Origin of the sequence: Rickettsia endosymbiont of Oedothorax gibbosus, assembly GCF_936269705.1 — a bacterium.
Classification (GTDB): Bacteria; Pseudomonadota; Alphaproteobacteria; order Rickettsiales; family Rickettsiaceae; genus Tisiphia.
In genome coordinates this window covers 2,362,959-2,377,093 of the sequence record NZ_OW370493.1, presented here as the reverse complement: position 1 = coordinate 2,377,093, position 14,135 = coordinate 2,362,959, and the positions used below count along the sequence as shown (strand labels likewise).

Genomic DNA, 14,135 nt, shown 5'->3' with positions numbered 1-14,135 from the left:
TGACATTATAGATACATAGAGAAATTTTAGCATTGTGATCCACTCAACTTTAAGACGAATAATATATTTTTCTGTTAAAGATTTGTATGTATTTTCTTGAATTCTATAAATATTTTTATACAAACTTATCATAACGCATAGTACCCCACAGTTATTGTTGAAGTTGAAAAGCAATCATAATGTGTTTTCGTAGTAATGAAAACAACATAGCAGGGGTATCACTTAACGAGTTATAAAAATAATCTTTTATCCAATCAAATCCATAAGTAAATAATGAGTATAATTTACGACCATGTTTTTTGATCTTTATAGGATAAATTTTGTTCTTAATGTCACCAGCAAGCACGCAAATAGCTAAGGATAAAGATACTATTGCAAATAGTTTTTCTAGCTTTTTTTGATCTGTAATGTGGGTATCTTCAATATTAAATCCAGATGATTTGAGAGACAGAAAAGATCGCTCAATGCTCCACCTTTGCTTATATGCTAGCAAAGCACATTCACCAATAAGGACATTACTAGCAATAAATAGTTGCTCTCTTTCTAATTGCAAACAAGTTATTTTAATTGCCATACCATTGTAAATTTTGCTTTCTATAGTTTTAGTGTTACCTATTTGCATATCGGCAAAACATTTATTCAACTTCATCTTGCCACCGTTGAAATGCTTGACTTTCTCGCTTTTTCTTAGCCTAATAGCAAAAGGTAATTTTTGGATTCCAACCATATATTGCAACCATTCTTCTCCAACAAATTCCCGATCGGCAAGGATAAGCTCTATCATTTCCTTAGGTATAATTGTTAAAATTTGCTCAATCAATTTCTTTCTTTCATTGTATACTTGCAGCAAAACTGCGTAACACTATCTAATTTTTTTGCTAGTACGAATTTATTATATAAATTTGGGTTTCTACTATGCAAATATCACCGATTAATAAAAACTAGTTGAAAAAGTACCAGTTATATTATAACATTTGAAATATTAATAATAATGATAATTAATCAAATGAAAAAACCAAAAGTAGCGACCTTAAGTGCTGAAGAACGAGAAGAACTAATACAACACGTCAAGGAAAGTTCATTAACGGGAGATGAACAGCAAACGATAGTAGAACTTGTGAAATTTTGTAATGAGCTAATAGACAAGCTAGCATCATCAAATATCAGTATAAATAAGCTTAAGGAAATGCTGATTGGTTTTAAGGCAGATAACAAAAAAAAGATAGTTCAGATTCATTAAAAGAACCGCCAAGTGAATCTGATAACGGGAATGGTGGTAATGAAGAAGAGTGCGATAAGCCCAAAAAGATAGATCGTAGTAATTGGCAAGGTAAATATGGGTTTGATGATTATAAGGATGCGAATACCAGCTATTTAACTCCTGAGAATTTTTGTAGTGGTGATAGCTGTCCTCACTGTTGTAATGGCAAACTATATAATAGTGAAGCTAGAAAATTGCTACAATTTACAGGTAATGCTCCAATTACAGTCAACAGATATGTAAAGAAAACGCTACGTTGTAATGCTTGTGATTATATAGTTATGAACAATAAAAATATCAACAAATGGACAAATAGTAGCAGAAGTGCAATAGTGTTACAAAAGACCTATGGCACTCCTTTCTACCGTTTATCTAGGCTGCAAAGTTTAAGTGGTGTTCCTGTGGCATATAGCTCGCTCTGGCAACAATATTTAGATGTTTGGCAAGAAGGTGGTGGAGCTGAAATTTACGGGGTATTATTGGAAATGGCTGCTGAATGTAGTTCACTGAACCTTGATGATACTAGAGCTAGGATTTTAGAAATTACTATAGCCAATAAGAAATTACGTACTCAAAATAAGAAAGGACGCAGCTGTTATACTACTACAATATGTGCTAAGACTGCAAATAATGAGGTGATAGTTTTATATTTTACCGGTAATAGGCATGGTGGAGAAAATATAGGTAACGTACTAAAGAATCGTAAGAATAGAACAGATTCTATCCAATTAATGACTGACGCAAGTAATAATAATAACCCGGTATTATCAGAAGCAGATCAAGAATTACTGGCAATAATAGTGATGATCAATTGTTTGTCACATGGTCAGAGAAAATTTACAGAGAATGAACTATATTACCCTGAAGAATGCGGATATTTTCTCAAACAAACACGAGGGATTTACCACAATGAACATCAATGTAAAGAGATGAGTCCTGAAGAAAAACTTTGGTATCATCAGGAACATAGCGGTAAATATATAGAAAACATATATAACAAAATAGACGAATTATTTAACGACAAGAAAGTTGAGCCTAATAGTAGGCTTGGACAAGCTATGAAATATTGGATAAATAATAAAGAAGGTTTGACTCAAAATGCCAGTTAGCAATCTTGATAATAATTGGGCTGAGAGATCGCTGCGTACCATTATTTTACAAAGGAAGAATTCATTATTCTTTAAAACAATCAATAGTGCTGAGATACATAGTGGTCTGTATAGTATAGTAAAGACTTGTAGTGAGAACGAGATCAATGCCTTTAAATATTTAAATTGGCTACAAGAGCAGAGTAGCAAAGCAAAGAAGAGTCCTGCGAATTATACGCCTTTTGCCTATGCAAGATATATGAATAATACGGAATTAATCGAGACAGCAGCTTAAACGACAGGAAGCCAATCATTAGAGAATTTGGCAGAACTAGGATTACCATTATGAATAAGAATGTGTAAGGTTCTATAACAAATTTGATAAGATGAATTATCAGATGGGAAAAGTTTTGCGGTAAATTTACCTTTGGATAGGCGTTTAGAGCATAGCCAAAAGCCTTGACCGTCAAAGGACAAAATTTTAATGGCAGTTCTGTTTTTATTATAGAATAAAAACAAGGAACCATTAAGAGGGTCAGAAGAAAGTTTTTGTCTACAAACAGCGATTAAGCCATCGATACCCTTGCGAAAATCGATGGCAATAGTGGTAACAAAAATAACTGACGCCGGGGTTAGTTGCAACATAAAAATGTCTGAATTATGGTTTTTGGTTCTAGTGTTTGGATAATAAGTTTGGTACCATTTGGTTTAATAATGTGACAAGTATAGTGATTTTGTTTGGGGGCAGCTACAGGATCGGTATCTATAGAATATAATAGTTGAAATGGGAGAAAATTAATATTTTGTTGTAGAGCTTGATTTGAAGTTGAGACAGGAGAAGTTTTGAGGGTAGGCTCATGGGCTTTTTTAATTGAACTGATTGTTGCTTTATTAATATTAAGATGTTTAGCTATCTCTTGGTAAGAATAATGATGGAGTAATTGGTAAACTAATTCCTTTAGATGGTTTGGTATAGGATCAAACTTATTAGTTTTAGTTTGACGCCAGGCTTTAAATTGCTGAGCTACTTGCTCAATAGTAATTGATGGTATTTGCATAGTATGGAATCCAAATGTATAAAAAATTCATACTAGCAAAAACATTAGATAAAGTTATGTAGTTTTGCTGCAGGTATACCTTTCATTAGTAGAAGAGTTGCCTTTTTTATCAAGTAACAACCATGCTATAGGAATTGAAATATTACCATATACAATGGTTGCAACAAAAAAATTCAAATTTTTAATACCAAATTGCCAGCTGGTTCTATCTATGGCAAGGCTAATTTTACCTGTTAGACTATAATGGTTCCAATATACTATTGCAACTTCTTTATTCTCCTCTGATAACTTAACATAAAATTTTGTCAACAGAACCTAGTATTTCTAATAATTACTGCTCCAATTTTGAACAATTTTAAACGCACCGTTCCTACCAAGGCTTTAGCTAATTCAGTACCTTGTAAAAACTTATCACGTATATATTCTACTAATGTATAGGCAAGGCTTGACAAAATTAGTCTGAGTTGATTATCCCACCATTTATGGCATGAAGTGCGATCGGCAAATAGCTCTAACTGTTGCTCTTTTATACGATTTTCCATATCTCCACGTGCACAGTAAATTTTATCATATAAATCTTCTGGCTTACCTGCTAAATTAGTTACTATATATCTTGGATTCTCACCAAGGCTAGTTACTTCTGATTTACCAACTATCTTACGATGATGACTCCAGCTATCAGCTTTATATTTAAATTCACTAAAAAAGCGTTGCTTCTCTTTGCTAATTGTGAAGGCTTCGTTAGATTGTTGCATCAATGGCTCAAGCAGCTTGTTGAGTCTAGTATTTTGGGCTATTCCGACTATATATTTTACATTATTTTCATCACACCAATCCAGCATCTGATGACGACAAAATCCACCATCACCACGAAAAATAATCTCTACTTCAGGCCACGATTGACGAAAACGCTTGACTAATAGAGATAATATTGCCCAGCTATGCTTTGCTTGTTCTAGCTTTGAGCTGCGAAGATTGCTTACTAACAGCTTTTTTCCACAAAAAACATATAAAGGTAGAAAGCAATTATGACGATAATATCCATGATAAAACTTCCCCTCTTGATTGCCATAAATTTCATCATCAGTGGCATCAAAATCAAGTATTACGTCAGTTCGGGATAAGATATAGATGAAATAGTAATAGATAAAAGGATTGTCAAAAAGGAGTGCCTGCAGTATTTATATTTTTAAACAAAAAAACAAACTACAGGCATGAAAAAAGATATCACAGAATTATATAGTTTTATAGATGATTTTTGTAAAATTTATTTGGAGTATGAACAGAGAAAGTTATTACCATCAAATAAGCAAAGAAATCGCTGTTGTAGCATGAGTCTAAGTGAAATGTTAACAATAATAATTATGTTTCATACATCCTATGCTAAGAATTTTAAATTTTTCTATAAAAGTTATATAGAGTGCATGCATAAGGATGATTTTCCCAAAGCCTTGAGTTATAATAGATTTGTTGAATTAATGGCACGATTATTCATACCGCTAAATATGTTGATTCATTTGTTGTTTGGTGAGGAAACAGGTATTTATTTTATTGACTCTACAACGATTAAAGCTTGTCACAATAAAAGGCGTTATAGCAATAAAGTTTTTAAAGGATTAGCCAAACATAGTAAATCCTCTATGGGGTATTTTTATGGTTTTAAATTACATGTAATAATCAATAATAAAGGGGAGTTTATGGCATTAAAAGTGACCAAAGGCAATGTAGATGATAGGGTTCCAGTACCGGAGTTAACAAAAAGATTAACTGGAATTATAGCAGCTGATAAAGGTTATATTAAGCAAAATTTGTTCTTAAATTTATATGAAAGAGGCTTAAAAATGATTCATGGAATTAAGAAGAATATGGAAAATAAATTAATGGATTTGAAAGAAAAAATCTTACTTCGAAAGCGTAACTTAATTGAAACAGTTTTTGATTATCTAAAAAATAAAATGAACCTTGAACATACTAGACATAGATCACCAATAAATGCCTTTGTCCATATATTATCTACTCTTGTTGCTTACTCATTAAAGAAAAATAAACCTTCAACAAAATTTGATTTTAATCTACATGTTCACAATATCCTTATCCCGAATTGACGTGTATTAATTGTTTCGGCACGGTTTTATGAGATTCGACAAACTTGTCAATCATCACCTTATGAGCTTTAAGAGCAAATCCACGATCTGCTTTATTTTCTAAACGGCATAAAGTAGAGCTACTAGCCATATCGTCCAGTGTGTCTATACTTGTTTGCAAAGCTGGACATTTTCTTAAATTATCGTGATCATTTAAATCTTCATAACCAAGAGTAATACCAATTGCAATAATTAACACGGTGTGTTTATCCAGTCTCTATACATAATTGATTTTACTAAATCTACATTATGAGCAAATTGATTCCAAGCGTAACAAGCCATAGTGACGATATCTTCATATACACCATAACATTGGTTAGACAAGAAATGATTTTTGATCCATTCCCAAACTTGTTCCATTGCATTAAGTTCCGGTGCATAGGGCGGAAGCGGTATCAAAGTGATATTGCTTGGCACAGTTAGTTTTTTGGCTGTGTGCCAACCTGCATTATCCGTTAGTAAAGCTATATGTCGGTTGCCTTGAATACTGCGAGAAAGCTCTTCTAAGAATTTATTCATTGCCTGTGTGTTTGCATATGGTAAAATTAATGCAAAAGCTTCTCCTGTATCATGGCAAGCAGCTCCATAAATATATGTTGAAATGAATTGCTGTTGCCGAACTTTACGGGGTCTAGTGCCACGCTTAGCCCATATACGAGTTAAGCTACCTTGTTGCCCAACTCGAGTTTCATCCTGAGACCATATATCAACTTTACATCTATCGATATTTTTTGGTAATAATTTTGTTAACATGTCTGGGAAGTTTTTTTATATGTATTTTGAGTCTCTTGATTTGACTTTGGATGCATTGAACGAGAAGTAATCCAGCTAAAACCAAGGCGGTGCATAGTATTGTAGACTGTTTTTAAAGCGCATTTAGCACCATATTCCTCAAGTAACATGATATGTAGCTCCTTTCCAGTTATATACCCACCAGTTTTACTTTCACTGAGCGTATTGATTTTATCAAAAAGAGCAGACTCTTGTATAGTGTTAATCTTCCTAGGGGCGCCGCTTCTTTGTGATTCAAATAATCCTTCAAAACCATGATTCCTAAATCTTCTGAGCCATGATTGCACAGTTTTCCAGTGTGACTTCACTATTTCAGATATGGCTTTTAAAGATTTGCCTAATTGAAGGTGATACATCGCCAATAAACGTATACGATTTCGACCATGCGGCTCATGTTTCATCATTTTTATAAAATCATGACCATGAAAACCTTGTGGTAATATTAACCTAGCCATTTGAGTACCTTTATCAGTTAAAAACCCATTTTACACCACTGCGTTAATTATTGCAATTGGTATAATACCATAAATACGCTGTTTGAGCATTGTTAAAATAGTATGAGTAATTTTATCAGAATCTCGCTTATCAGGAAAAATCTTAGCCAGTTCATTAGTTAGACCAAGTCTTTTATCTGCTTCTCTTAGCAATAATACACCTCCATCGCTACTAATATTACCTCCTGTGAAATTTATTTCTATTTGACGATTTTTTACTTTCGATTGGTAAATTAATCCTGTACAATTTGTCATGGCAAAACCCTCTATGTAATCTTCTTTTAACACTGATATTATATAGTATTACAAGGGTTTTGTCTCTATTCTTTCATGCAATATTCAGGCTAAGGGTCGAGTGCAGAAGGTTAGCAGAAATCGTACTAGTAGTAAAACAGCAAATGGTTCATATAACAAAGCTGCAAAAGAACCTTGGATATTGGTAACTAACTTAAGTTCTGATGAATATAAGGGAGCGGAAATAGTGAGGTTATATAGCAAACGTATGCAAATAGAGGAGACGTTTCGAGTGATAAAAAGTCATCAATTTGGTCTTGCTGGAAGATATATTCGAACTTTAGATGTGAATAGATGGGGAGTTTTAATGTTACTATCTGCCATTGTTATTATAACATATTGGGTTATAGGTGTGGTAGGCTATAGCCAAGGTATGCAAAGAATTTTCCAACCTAACACAGTAAAAGATAAAAAGATTTATTCGTATTTTACCCTTGGGAAATTTATTATTGAATTTAATTATTTGCATGCCATAAAACCATTGGTAGAACCCCTGGCATCTATTATAAAGACGGAGCTTTGTCGTGCTTAATTTCGTGGGGATACATCAGCTCGCAATGACGTTGGAAGCTAAAACCGTCATTGCGAGAAGACGAAAGCCGACGAAGCAATCCACTCTTTATATGGATCGCCACGCCACCTACGGTGGCTCGCAATGACGGAATAATGTTAGGCATGGTTAGCTATAAAACCAAACTAAAAGATACTTAAAGAAGAAATATTATATGCAAAAAGCTCTAACTTTTATAATTGCTGCCGCAATTATTTACTCTATTGTACAAATGAAAATGCAATCTCCACCTGAGGAAAATGCCCCTAAGGCTCAGACAACTGAAGCTGAAAGTAATAACAATACTAGTACCCCTGAGCAAGCAAATATACCATTAACTGGTAATTTCCTTGAAAAAACTGTTTCAAAAGTTTTGATCAATGCTCTTAAAACAGAAGAAGGTCGACTATTCTTTGAAAATTTACTACAACCAACTAACAAACCTATTGCTGATGGTAAATATACTATAGAGGTTAATAGAGATTTAATTCAGCCAATGTTTAAGATTAACACCTTTGGTAATGGGACTGTCGGTCCAGCGACTTGTGGTCATGTAGTCACATTACATTACCAATTATTGGATATTAACAATAATTTACTCAGCGAAAATACTAAAACCTTTACTCTTGGTTCTAGAGCAATCATGCCAGGAATTGATTCTGTAGTAGTAGGGATGATGGTTGGACAAACCAGACAAGCTATATTTCCTACAAAATATACATCTTCTAACGAAGAAAATAAAGACTATGATGCACCTTATAGGGTTAATATTGTCTTAAATTCAATATTACCTAATAATTTTGTTAATAGTAATGAAGTAAAGATATTTGATGATGAAATAGCTTATAGGATGCCATTATTATGTGGAGATAAAGTAGGAATTGACGCAAAGATTACTAAATTATCGAATGGGCAGGTACTTTATGATTCGGCACAAGAAGGGAAAAAGCTAGATATAAAGATTGGAGATATTAATTACCCATTAATTGTATCATATGCTCTACATGGTAAAGTACCAGTTGGCACTAGAACAGTAATCGCTAAAGGTAAGTTATTTAAAGCCCTTGGTTCTAATATCAATAAAATGCTTAATCAAAGTAAGATTCCTGTGGACGAATATTTAATGTTGGAATTAACAAATTTTCAAACAAGACTTCCTGGATAAGTCAAAAATAGTTGAGGGATTTTTAGAAGAAACGAAGCCGAGTACCGCAGTGTACATAAACATACATGAGGAGCGGAGGCGAGTTTCGACGACAAAATCACCAACTAGATTGGCTTATCCAATAAGTCTACAGATTAATTGAGGAAAAAATGCACGATACTACTTACAATACTAAAAGAGCAACTGTAACAGCTCTCGAACAATTATTATTTGAACCGATAAAAGTACTAGATCATGGTTTCATTAGAGTTATTGATTATATGGGGGATGATAGTAGCATAGTACAAGCAGCACGAGTATCATATGGTAAAGGGACAAAACAACTAAGCCAAGATAAGGGGCTAATTAATTACCTGATGCGTCATAAACATACAACACCATTTGAAATGTGTGATATCAAATTTCATATTAAACTACCTATTTTTGTTGCAAGACAGTGGATACGTCATAGAACTGCTAGTGTTAATGAATATTCAGCTAGATATTCTATATTAGGAAATGAATTTTATTTGCCAGAAAAACAGAATCTTGCTGCTCAATCTACAATAAATAAGCAAGGAAGAAGTGATGAAAAAATTCCAGAAAAAATTGCAGATAAAGTATTAGTGCTACTAGAAAAAGATGCTAAAATATGCTATCAGCATTATACTGAAATGATGAATCAGGATGAACATGGTAATATTATTGATGAAAATACCTTAGGTATTACTAGGGAACTGGCAAGAATGAATTTAACTTTGAACTATTATACAGAATGGTATTGGAAAATTAATTTGCATAATTTGTTAAATTTTCTGCTACTCCGAGCCGATTCTCATGCCCAATATGAAATCAGAGTATATGCAGAAAAAATGCTAGAAATAGTACAAGCTTGGGTACCTTTTACTTATGATGCCTTTAAGGAATATAGGCTAGAGGGTAATAATATTTCTAAAAAAGGAATGGCTGTCATAAAAAGACTAATTAATAAAGAAGATGTCACGCTAGAGTCTAGTGGTATGACCAAAAGAGAATGGGATGAATTAATGCAAATTATTGGTGGGTAAAATAATAAAGGAGGTGTTTAGATACAGTCAATTCAGGAGAATTGGGTAGCATGAGTGACGATGTTACCAACTTCTCATCTGATTATATGAGTCTGTCCTATAGTTTGTGTAAGTTGCAAAGAAAGCAGTAAGAGATTACTGTAAAAAAAGTAACTTAAGCAAGCAAGGAGGAATTATGGCTAAAAAATTAGATACAGATAAAGATACATTAAACATCAGTAATCAGCTAGTAGAAGAATTATTATCAAAAGCAGATCCATCGGAGTTATTTGGTCGAGATGGTTTATTTCAACAGCTAAAGAAGCAAATAGTTGAGAAAATATTAGCAAGTGAGTTGGATCATGAATTAGGATATTCAAAACATAGCAAGATGGCAAAAGTAGATAATAATCGTCGTAATGGTAGCTATGAGAAGACAGTAATTGATGGGGATGGTCGTAAGCTGACAGTAGAAGTACCAAGAGATCGGGAAGGAGAGTATAATCCTCAATTAATACCAAAAGGGCTGAGGAGATTTAATGGATTTGATGAGAAAGTGATATCCCTTTATGGTCGCGGTATGACAGTCAGCGAGATCCGAGGGCATTTAGAAGAAATATATCAAACTACGTCAATTCGGGATAAGGATATTGTGAACATGTAGATTAAAATCAAATTTTGTTGAAGGTTTATTTTTCTTTAATGAGTAAGCAACAAGAGTAGATAATATATGGACAAAGGCATTTATTGGTGATCTATGTCTAGTATGTTCAAGGTTCATTTTATTTTTTAGATAATCAAAAACTGTTTCAATTAAGTTACGCTTTCGAAGTAAGATTTTTTCTTTCAAATCCATTAATTTATTTTCCATATTCTTCTTAATTCCATGAATCATTTTTAAGCCTCTTTCATATAAATTTAAGAACAAATTTTGCTTAATATAACCTTTATCAGCTGCTATAATTCCAGTTAATCTTTTTGTTAACTCCGGTACTGGAACCCTATCATCTACATTGCCTTTGGTCACTTTTAATGCCATAAACTCCCCTTTATTATTGATTATTACATGTAATTTAAAACCATAAAAATACCCCATAGAGGATTTACTATGTTTGGCTAATCCTTTAAAAACTTTATTGCTATAACGCCTTTTATTGTGACAAGCTTTAATCGTTGTAGAGTCAATAAAATAAATACCTGTTTCCTCACCAAACAACAAATGAATCAACATATTTAGCGGTATGAATAATCGTGCCATTAATTCAACAAATCTATTATAACTCAAGGCTTTGGGAAAATCATCCTTATGCATGCACTCTATATAACTTTTATAGAAAAATTTAAAATTCTTAGCATAGGATGTATGAAACATAATTATTATTGTTAACATTTCACTTAGACTCATGCTACAACAGCGATTTCTTTGCTTATTTGATGGTAATAACTTTCTCTGTTCATACTCCAAATAAATTTTACAAAAATCATCTATAAAACTATATAATTCTGTGATATCTTTTTTCATGCCTGTAGTTTGTTTTTTTGTTTAAAAATATAAATACTGCAGGCACTCCTTTTTGACAATCCTTTTATCTATTACTATTTCATCTATATCTTATCCCGAACTGACGTAAACTGATGTATCTGGTGACTTGATATCCACCATAACAGATGGGGTAATAGAAGAAGTAACTAGGTGGCAAAATCGTTGTTTAGATAGGGTGTATCCAATATTATACTTGGACTGTATCTATGTAAAATCTAGAGACAATCACATAGTAATAAATAAAGCAGTATATTTAGCACTTGCTGTAAATATAGAAGGGAAAAAGGAGTTACTTGGCATTTGGATAGGCAAAAATGAAGGTGCTAAATTTTGGATGCAAGTAGTTACTGAGTTAAAGAATCGAGGAATTGAACAAATTTATGTTGCTTGTGTGGGGTTTAAAGGGCTTTCCAGAAGCTATAAGCAGTGTATTCCCGAGTACTATAGTACAATTATGTATTGTACATATGGTTCGCAATTCAGTAAAGTATGTGTCATATAAAGATTTAAAAGAGGTCACATCAGATCTAAAACAAATTTATACAGCTAATAATGACGAAATGGCACGTTTAAAACTTCAGCAATTTGGTGTAAAATGGGATAAAAAATATCCGGTAATTTCTGATATTTGGCAACGTAATTGGTCTGGGATAATACCGTTTTTTGCCTTTCCTGAAGAGAACAGAAAGGTAATTTATACTACTAACACTATAGAATCTGTAAATCGTCAAATTAGAAAAATTATCAAAAATAAGGGGGTGTTTCCAGATGATAAGTCAATTCAAAAAATAATATTTTTATCCCTACAAAATGCAGCCAAAAAATGGACCATGCCTATTAAAGATTGGTCTTTAGCTTTAAATCAATTTGAAATACTTTGTGGAGATTTTAAATATGATTTATTGGAAAATAAAAAATGAACTTACACAAATTAAATGATTGACTCCATGAATTTTAGTACTAAAACCACCTTTGCTTCTACCTAAAGCTGCTTCCTCTTGATTACCTTTAATATATCCAGATGAGCAAGCATGTGCTCTTACAATAGTTGCATCAATCATCATTGATTCCATATCTACATCTACTTTAACATGATCCATTAAAAACTAATGGAGATTCGCCAACTTAGAATATAACGACTATACCAGTCAATAATAGCTACTAAATATACGAACCCTTGGCTCAGTCTTATATACGTTATATCTGCACTCCAAACCTGGTTTGGCAATACTATTTCTAATCCTTTTAGTAAATAAGGATATATTTTATGCGCTTGATTCCTCTTGCTTAAATTTATTTTAGGATAAACAGCTTCAAGACCCATTATCTTGTAGTAACGTCTAACAGCTTTACGACCTACCGAAAAACCTTGGGCTTGTAAATATTTAGCCATCCGCCGCATACCATAATATGGATGCATAGTATAGGTCTCATCAATTATTGCCATAATCTTGATATCTTGTTCACTAATACCAGTAGGTTGATAGTAATAGGTTGACCTGCTAATATCCAATAACTTACACTGTTGTACAATTGTTAACTTATTATGATTAGGCTCTATCATATTACACCTAACCTTTAATTCCAAACAATGCAGATTTTTTTTTTGAGCCAGTCACACTCAACGCTTAACTGACCAATTTGCTCATATAGATTCTTGATTAACCCCTGCTGATTTGGATCAGCACTCTGTGTTTTATTCTTAAAACCTTGTACTAACAACTCAAGACCTTGTTTTTTCCAGTTGCTGATCTGTGTTGCATGAACACCATACTTACTGGTTATCTGGGCTATTGTTAGCTCTCCCTTAATTGCTTCTATGGCAATTTTGGCTTTCTCCTCAGCACTATATTGCCTTACTTGTTTTTTCATCTCTAGCTCTCCTTGTTTGCTAAAGAATTCCATCTCATTTTTCTTATTTTTCTGTCCAAAATATTGGAACCATTATAGTTTAGCACTTGGTATTTTAGGTGATGCTAAAGCGACGTCAAAAACTCATAGAATTTATCGTTTTTTAAAAGATTTTAATTTTGATTATATGAAGGTTGGCTATTTGCTATTAAGCTTTTTTGCTTCAAAAAATTATGTCGTAGCAATGGATAGGACAAGTTGGAAATTTGGTAAATCCGATATTAATATTTTATTGTCCCAAAATTTGGTTAAAACCTCCGGCTTCAGCCGGAAAAGACTTCAGTCCTTGTTCTAAAATATTTCAATTTACTAATGTTATCATATATATTATTCTCTGAATAGAGAATAATATATATGACTGATTATAGTAAGTCTAGCCACACCGTATTTTACCACCGCTTCCATATCGTTTGGATTACTAAGTATCGATACAAAGTACTCACAGGTAACCTCAGGATTAGAATTAGAGAAATTATTGCTCAGGTAGCAGAATATCTTGGTATCAAAATCATCAATGGAATATTATCTGCCGATCATGTCCATATTATGGCTGAAATTCCACCTCATATATCCATTAGTCAGTTTGTTAAAGCAGCTAAAGGACGTTCATCATATAAAATTCAGCAAGAATTTCCTGAAATTAGAAAAACTTACTGGGGACGCCACTTTTGGGCTAGGGGCTTCTTTAGCTCAACCAGTGGTAATGTCACTGATGATATAATCAATAACTACATTAACAATCATTCAGATGCACATCAGCCTAATAATGTAATGAATATCTCTTTAGAGTAAATCCGTGACTTCTAGTCG

Annotated in this window: 22 protein-coding genes and 2 pseudogenes; 11 read left to right on the top strand and 13 right to left on the bottom strand. The window is 32.9% G+C overall.

The window, feature by feature from the left end:
* Positions 1-151: 151 nt before the first annotated feature.
* Positions 152-820 (bottom strand): transposase, encoded by a 669-nt coding sequence (locus NBW66_RS13105; protein WP_284346773.1) that lies wholly within the window; start codon positions 818-820, stop codon positions 152-154.
* 186 nt (positions 821-1,006) lie between these two features.
* Here NBW66_RS13105 and NBW66_RS13100 point away from each other — a divergent pair, with 186 nt between their 5' ends.
* From NBW66_RS13100 to NBW66_RS13090, 3 genes are all read left to right on the top strand, one after another.
* A complete protein-coding gene (locus NBW66_RS13100) occupies positions 1,007-1,240 on the top strand; it encodes a hypothetical protein (RefSeq protein WP_250310741.1) in 234 nt (77 codons plus the stop codon).
* 302 nt (positions 1,241-1,542) lie between these two features.
* Complete coding sequence (locus NBW66_RS13095) at positions 1,543-2,370, top strand: IS66 family transposase (RefSeq protein WP_250311243.1); 828 nt, start codon at positions 1,543-1,545, stop codon at positions 2,368-2,370.
* Positions 2,360-2,644 (top strand): IS66 family transposase, encoded by a 285-nt coding sequence (locus NBW66_RS13090; RefSeq protein ID WP_250311030.1) that lies wholly within the window; start codon positions 2,360-2,362, stop codon positions 2,642-2,644. Before NBW66_RS13095 ends, NBW66_RS13090 begins: the two co-directional genes overlap by 11 nt.
* On the opposite strand, the gene tnpB is transcribed toward NBW66_RS13090, so the two are convergent.
* Genes tnpB through NBW66_RS13070 form a run of 4 tightly spaced genes read right to left on the bottom strand, consistent with a single transcriptional unit; the run spans position 2,641 to position 4,534 of the window.
* The gene (tnpB, locus tag NBW66_RS13085; protein ID WP_250310638.1) at positions 2,641-2,994 is read right to left on the bottom strand and encodes an IS66 family insertion sequence element accessory protein TnpB; all 354 of its coding nucleotides are present in this window, start codon (positions 2,992-2,994) and stop codon (positions 2,641-2,643) included. The genes NBW66_RS13090 and tnpB overlap by 4 nt on opposite strands.
* The gene (locus NBW66_RS13080; protein WP_250310639.1) at positions 2,982-3,407 is read right to left on the bottom strand and encodes a hypothetical protein; all 426 of its coding nucleotides are present in this window, start codon (positions 3,405-3,407) and stop codon (positions 2,982-2,984) included. The genes tnpB and NBW66_RS13080 overlap by 13 nt, the downstream gene beginning before the upstream one ends.
* A gap of 54 nt (positions 3,408-3,461) precedes the next feature.
* A complete protein-coding gene (locus NBW66_RS13075; protein ID WP_250311242.1) occupies positions 3,462-3,716 on the bottom strand; it encodes a hypothetical protein in 255 nt (84 codons plus the stop codon).
* Positions 3,713-4,534 (bottom strand): IS1380 family transposase, encoded by an 822-nt coding sequence (locus NBW66_RS13070; RefSeq protein ID WP_284346772.1) that lies wholly within the window; start codon positions 4,532-4,534, stop codon positions 3,713-3,715. The genes NBW66_RS13075 and NBW66_RS13070 overlap by 4 nt, the downstream gene beginning before the upstream one ends.
* An 87-nt stretch (positions 4,535-4,621) precedes the next feature.
* On the opposite strand from NBW66_RS13070, the gene NBW66_RS13065 reads away from it, so the two are divergent.
* Positions 4,622-5,512 (top strand): IS982 family transposase, encoded by an 891-nt coding sequence (locus NBW66_RS13065; RefSeq protein WP_250310582.1) that lies wholly within the window; start codon positions 4,622-4,624, stop codon positions 5,510-5,512.
* Here the strand turns inward: NBW66_RS13065 and NBW66_RS13060 are convergent.
* Genes NBW66_RS13060 through NBW66_RS13045 form a run of 4 tightly spaced genes read right to left on the bottom strand, consistent with a single transcriptional unit; the run spans position 5,499 to position 7,125 of the window.
* Complete coding sequence (locus tag NBW66_RS13060) at positions 5,499-5,750, bottom strand: transposase (RefSeq protein WP_250311241.1); 252 nt, start codon at positions 5,748-5,750, stop codon at positions 5,499-5,501. The two genes, NBW66_RS13065 and NBW66_RS13060, sit on opposite strands and share 14 nt — an antisense overlap.
* Positions 5,744-6,304: an IS630 family transposase gene (locus NBW66_RS13055; RefSeq protein WP_250310543.1), complete on the bottom strand. Its 561-nt coding sequence runs from the start codon at positions 6,302-6,304 to the stop codon at positions 5,744-5,746. Before NBW66_RS13055 ends, NBW66_RS13060 begins: the two co-directional genes overlap by 7 nt.
* Positions 6,298-6,798, bottom strand: coding sequence for a helix-turn-helix domain-containing protein (locus NBW66_RS13050; protein WP_250310542.1), 501 nt, complete (start codon positions 6,796-6,798; stop codon positions 6,298-6,300). Before NBW66_RS13050 ends, NBW66_RS13055 begins: the two co-directional genes overlap by 7 nt.
* A 30-nt stretch (positions 6,799-6,828) precedes the next feature.
* Positions 6,829-7,125 carry a transposase gene (locus NBW66_RS13045; RefSeq protein ID WP_250311240.1) on the bottom strand — a complete coding sequence of 99 codons (297 nt, stop codon included), beginning with the start codon at positions 7,123-7,125 and terminating at the stop codon, positions 6,829-6,831.
* 67 nt (positions 7,126-7,192) lie between these two features.
* Between NBW66_RS13045 and NBW66_RS13040 the strand changes: the two genes are divergently transcribed.
* The 4 genes from NBW66_RS13040 to NBW66_RS13025 all read left to right on the top strand — a co-directional run bounded on the left by NBW66_RS13040 (position 7,193) and on the right by NBW66_RS13025 (position 10,535).
* Positions 7,193-7,663, top strand: coding sequence for a transposase (locus NBW66_RS13040; protein WP_250311239.1), 471 nt, complete (start codon positions 7,193-7,195; stop codon positions 7,661-7,663).
* Positions 7,664-7,856: 193 nt separating this feature from the next.
* Positions 7,857-8,846 carry an FKBP-type peptidyl-prolyl cis-trans isomerase gene (locus NBW66_RS13035; protein ID WP_250311238.1) on the top strand — a complete coding sequence of 330 codons (990 nt, stop codon included), beginning with the start codon at positions 7,857-7,859 and terminating at the stop codon, positions 8,844-8,846.
* Positions 8,847-8,995: 149 nt separating this feature from the next.
* Positions 8,996-9,892, top strand: a complete 897-nt coding sequence (thyX, locus tag NBW66_RS13030; protein ID WP_250311237.1) for an FAD-dependent thymidylate synthase — start codon at positions 8,996-8,998, stop codon at positions 9,890-9,892.
* Between the two features lie 175 nt (positions 9,893-10,067).
* Positions 10,068-10,535 (top strand): transposase, encoded by a 468-nt coding sequence (locus NBW66_RS13025; protein WP_250311236.1) that lies wholly within the window; start codon positions 10,068-10,070, stop codon positions 10,533-10,535.
* Here the strand turns inward: NBW66_RS13025 and NBW66_RS13020 are convergent.
* Positions 10,503-11,393, bottom strand: a complete 891-nt coding sequence (locus NBW66_RS13020) for an IS982 family transposase (RefSeq protein WP_250310582.1) — start codon at positions 11,391-11,393, stop codon at positions 10,503-10,505. The two genes, NBW66_RS13025 and NBW66_RS13020, sit on opposite strands and share 33 nt — an antisense overlap.
* Positions 11,394-11,505: 112 nt before the next feature.
* On the opposite strand from NBW66_RS13020, the pseudogene NBW66_RS13015 reads away from it, so the two are divergent.
* A pseudogene (locus tag NBW66_RS13015) lies at positions 11,506-12,334 on the top strand (IS256 family transposase); the annotation flags it as partial.
* Positions 12,335-12,355: 21 nt separating this feature from the next.
* On the opposite strand, the pseudogene NBW66_RS13010 reads toward NBW66_RS13015, so the two are convergent.
* From NBW66_RS13010 to NBW66_RS13000, 3 genes and pseudogenes are all read right to left on the bottom strand, one after another.
* Positions 12,356-12,496, bottom strand: a pseudogene (locus tag NBW66_RS13010) (IS5/IS1182 family transposase); the annotation flags it as partial.
* Between the two features lie 17 nt (positions 12,497-12,513).
* On the bottom strand, positions 12,514-12,978 hold the full coding sequence (locus NBW66_RS13005; protein ID WP_250311235.1) for an IS3 family transposase: 465 nt from the start codon (positions 12,976-12,978) through the stop codon (positions 12,514-12,516).
* Positions 12,979-12,992: 14 nt separating this feature from the next.
* On the bottom strand, positions 12,993-13,286 hold the full coding sequence (locus tag NBW66_RS13000; RefSeq protein ID WP_250311234.1) for a transposase: 294 nt from the start codon (positions 13,284-13,286) through the stop codon (positions 12,993-12,995).
* Between the two features lie 16 nt (positions 13,287-13,302).
* Here NBW66_RS13000 and NBW66_RS12995 point away from each other — a divergent pair, with 16 nt between their 5' ends.
* On the top strand, positions 13,303-13,620 hold the full coding sequence (locus NBW66_RS12995) for a hypothetical protein (protein WP_250311233.1): 318 nt from the start codon (positions 13,303-13,305) through the stop codon (positions 13,618-13,620).
* Positions 13,621-13,679: 59 nt separating this feature from the next.
* Entirely contained in the window at positions 13,680-14,117 is a 438-nt protein-coding gene (tnpA, locus tag NBW66_RS12990; protein WP_250310592.1) for an IS200/IS605 family transposase, read from the top strand.
* The last annotated feature ends 18 nt before the right edge of the window (positions 14,118-14,135 follow it).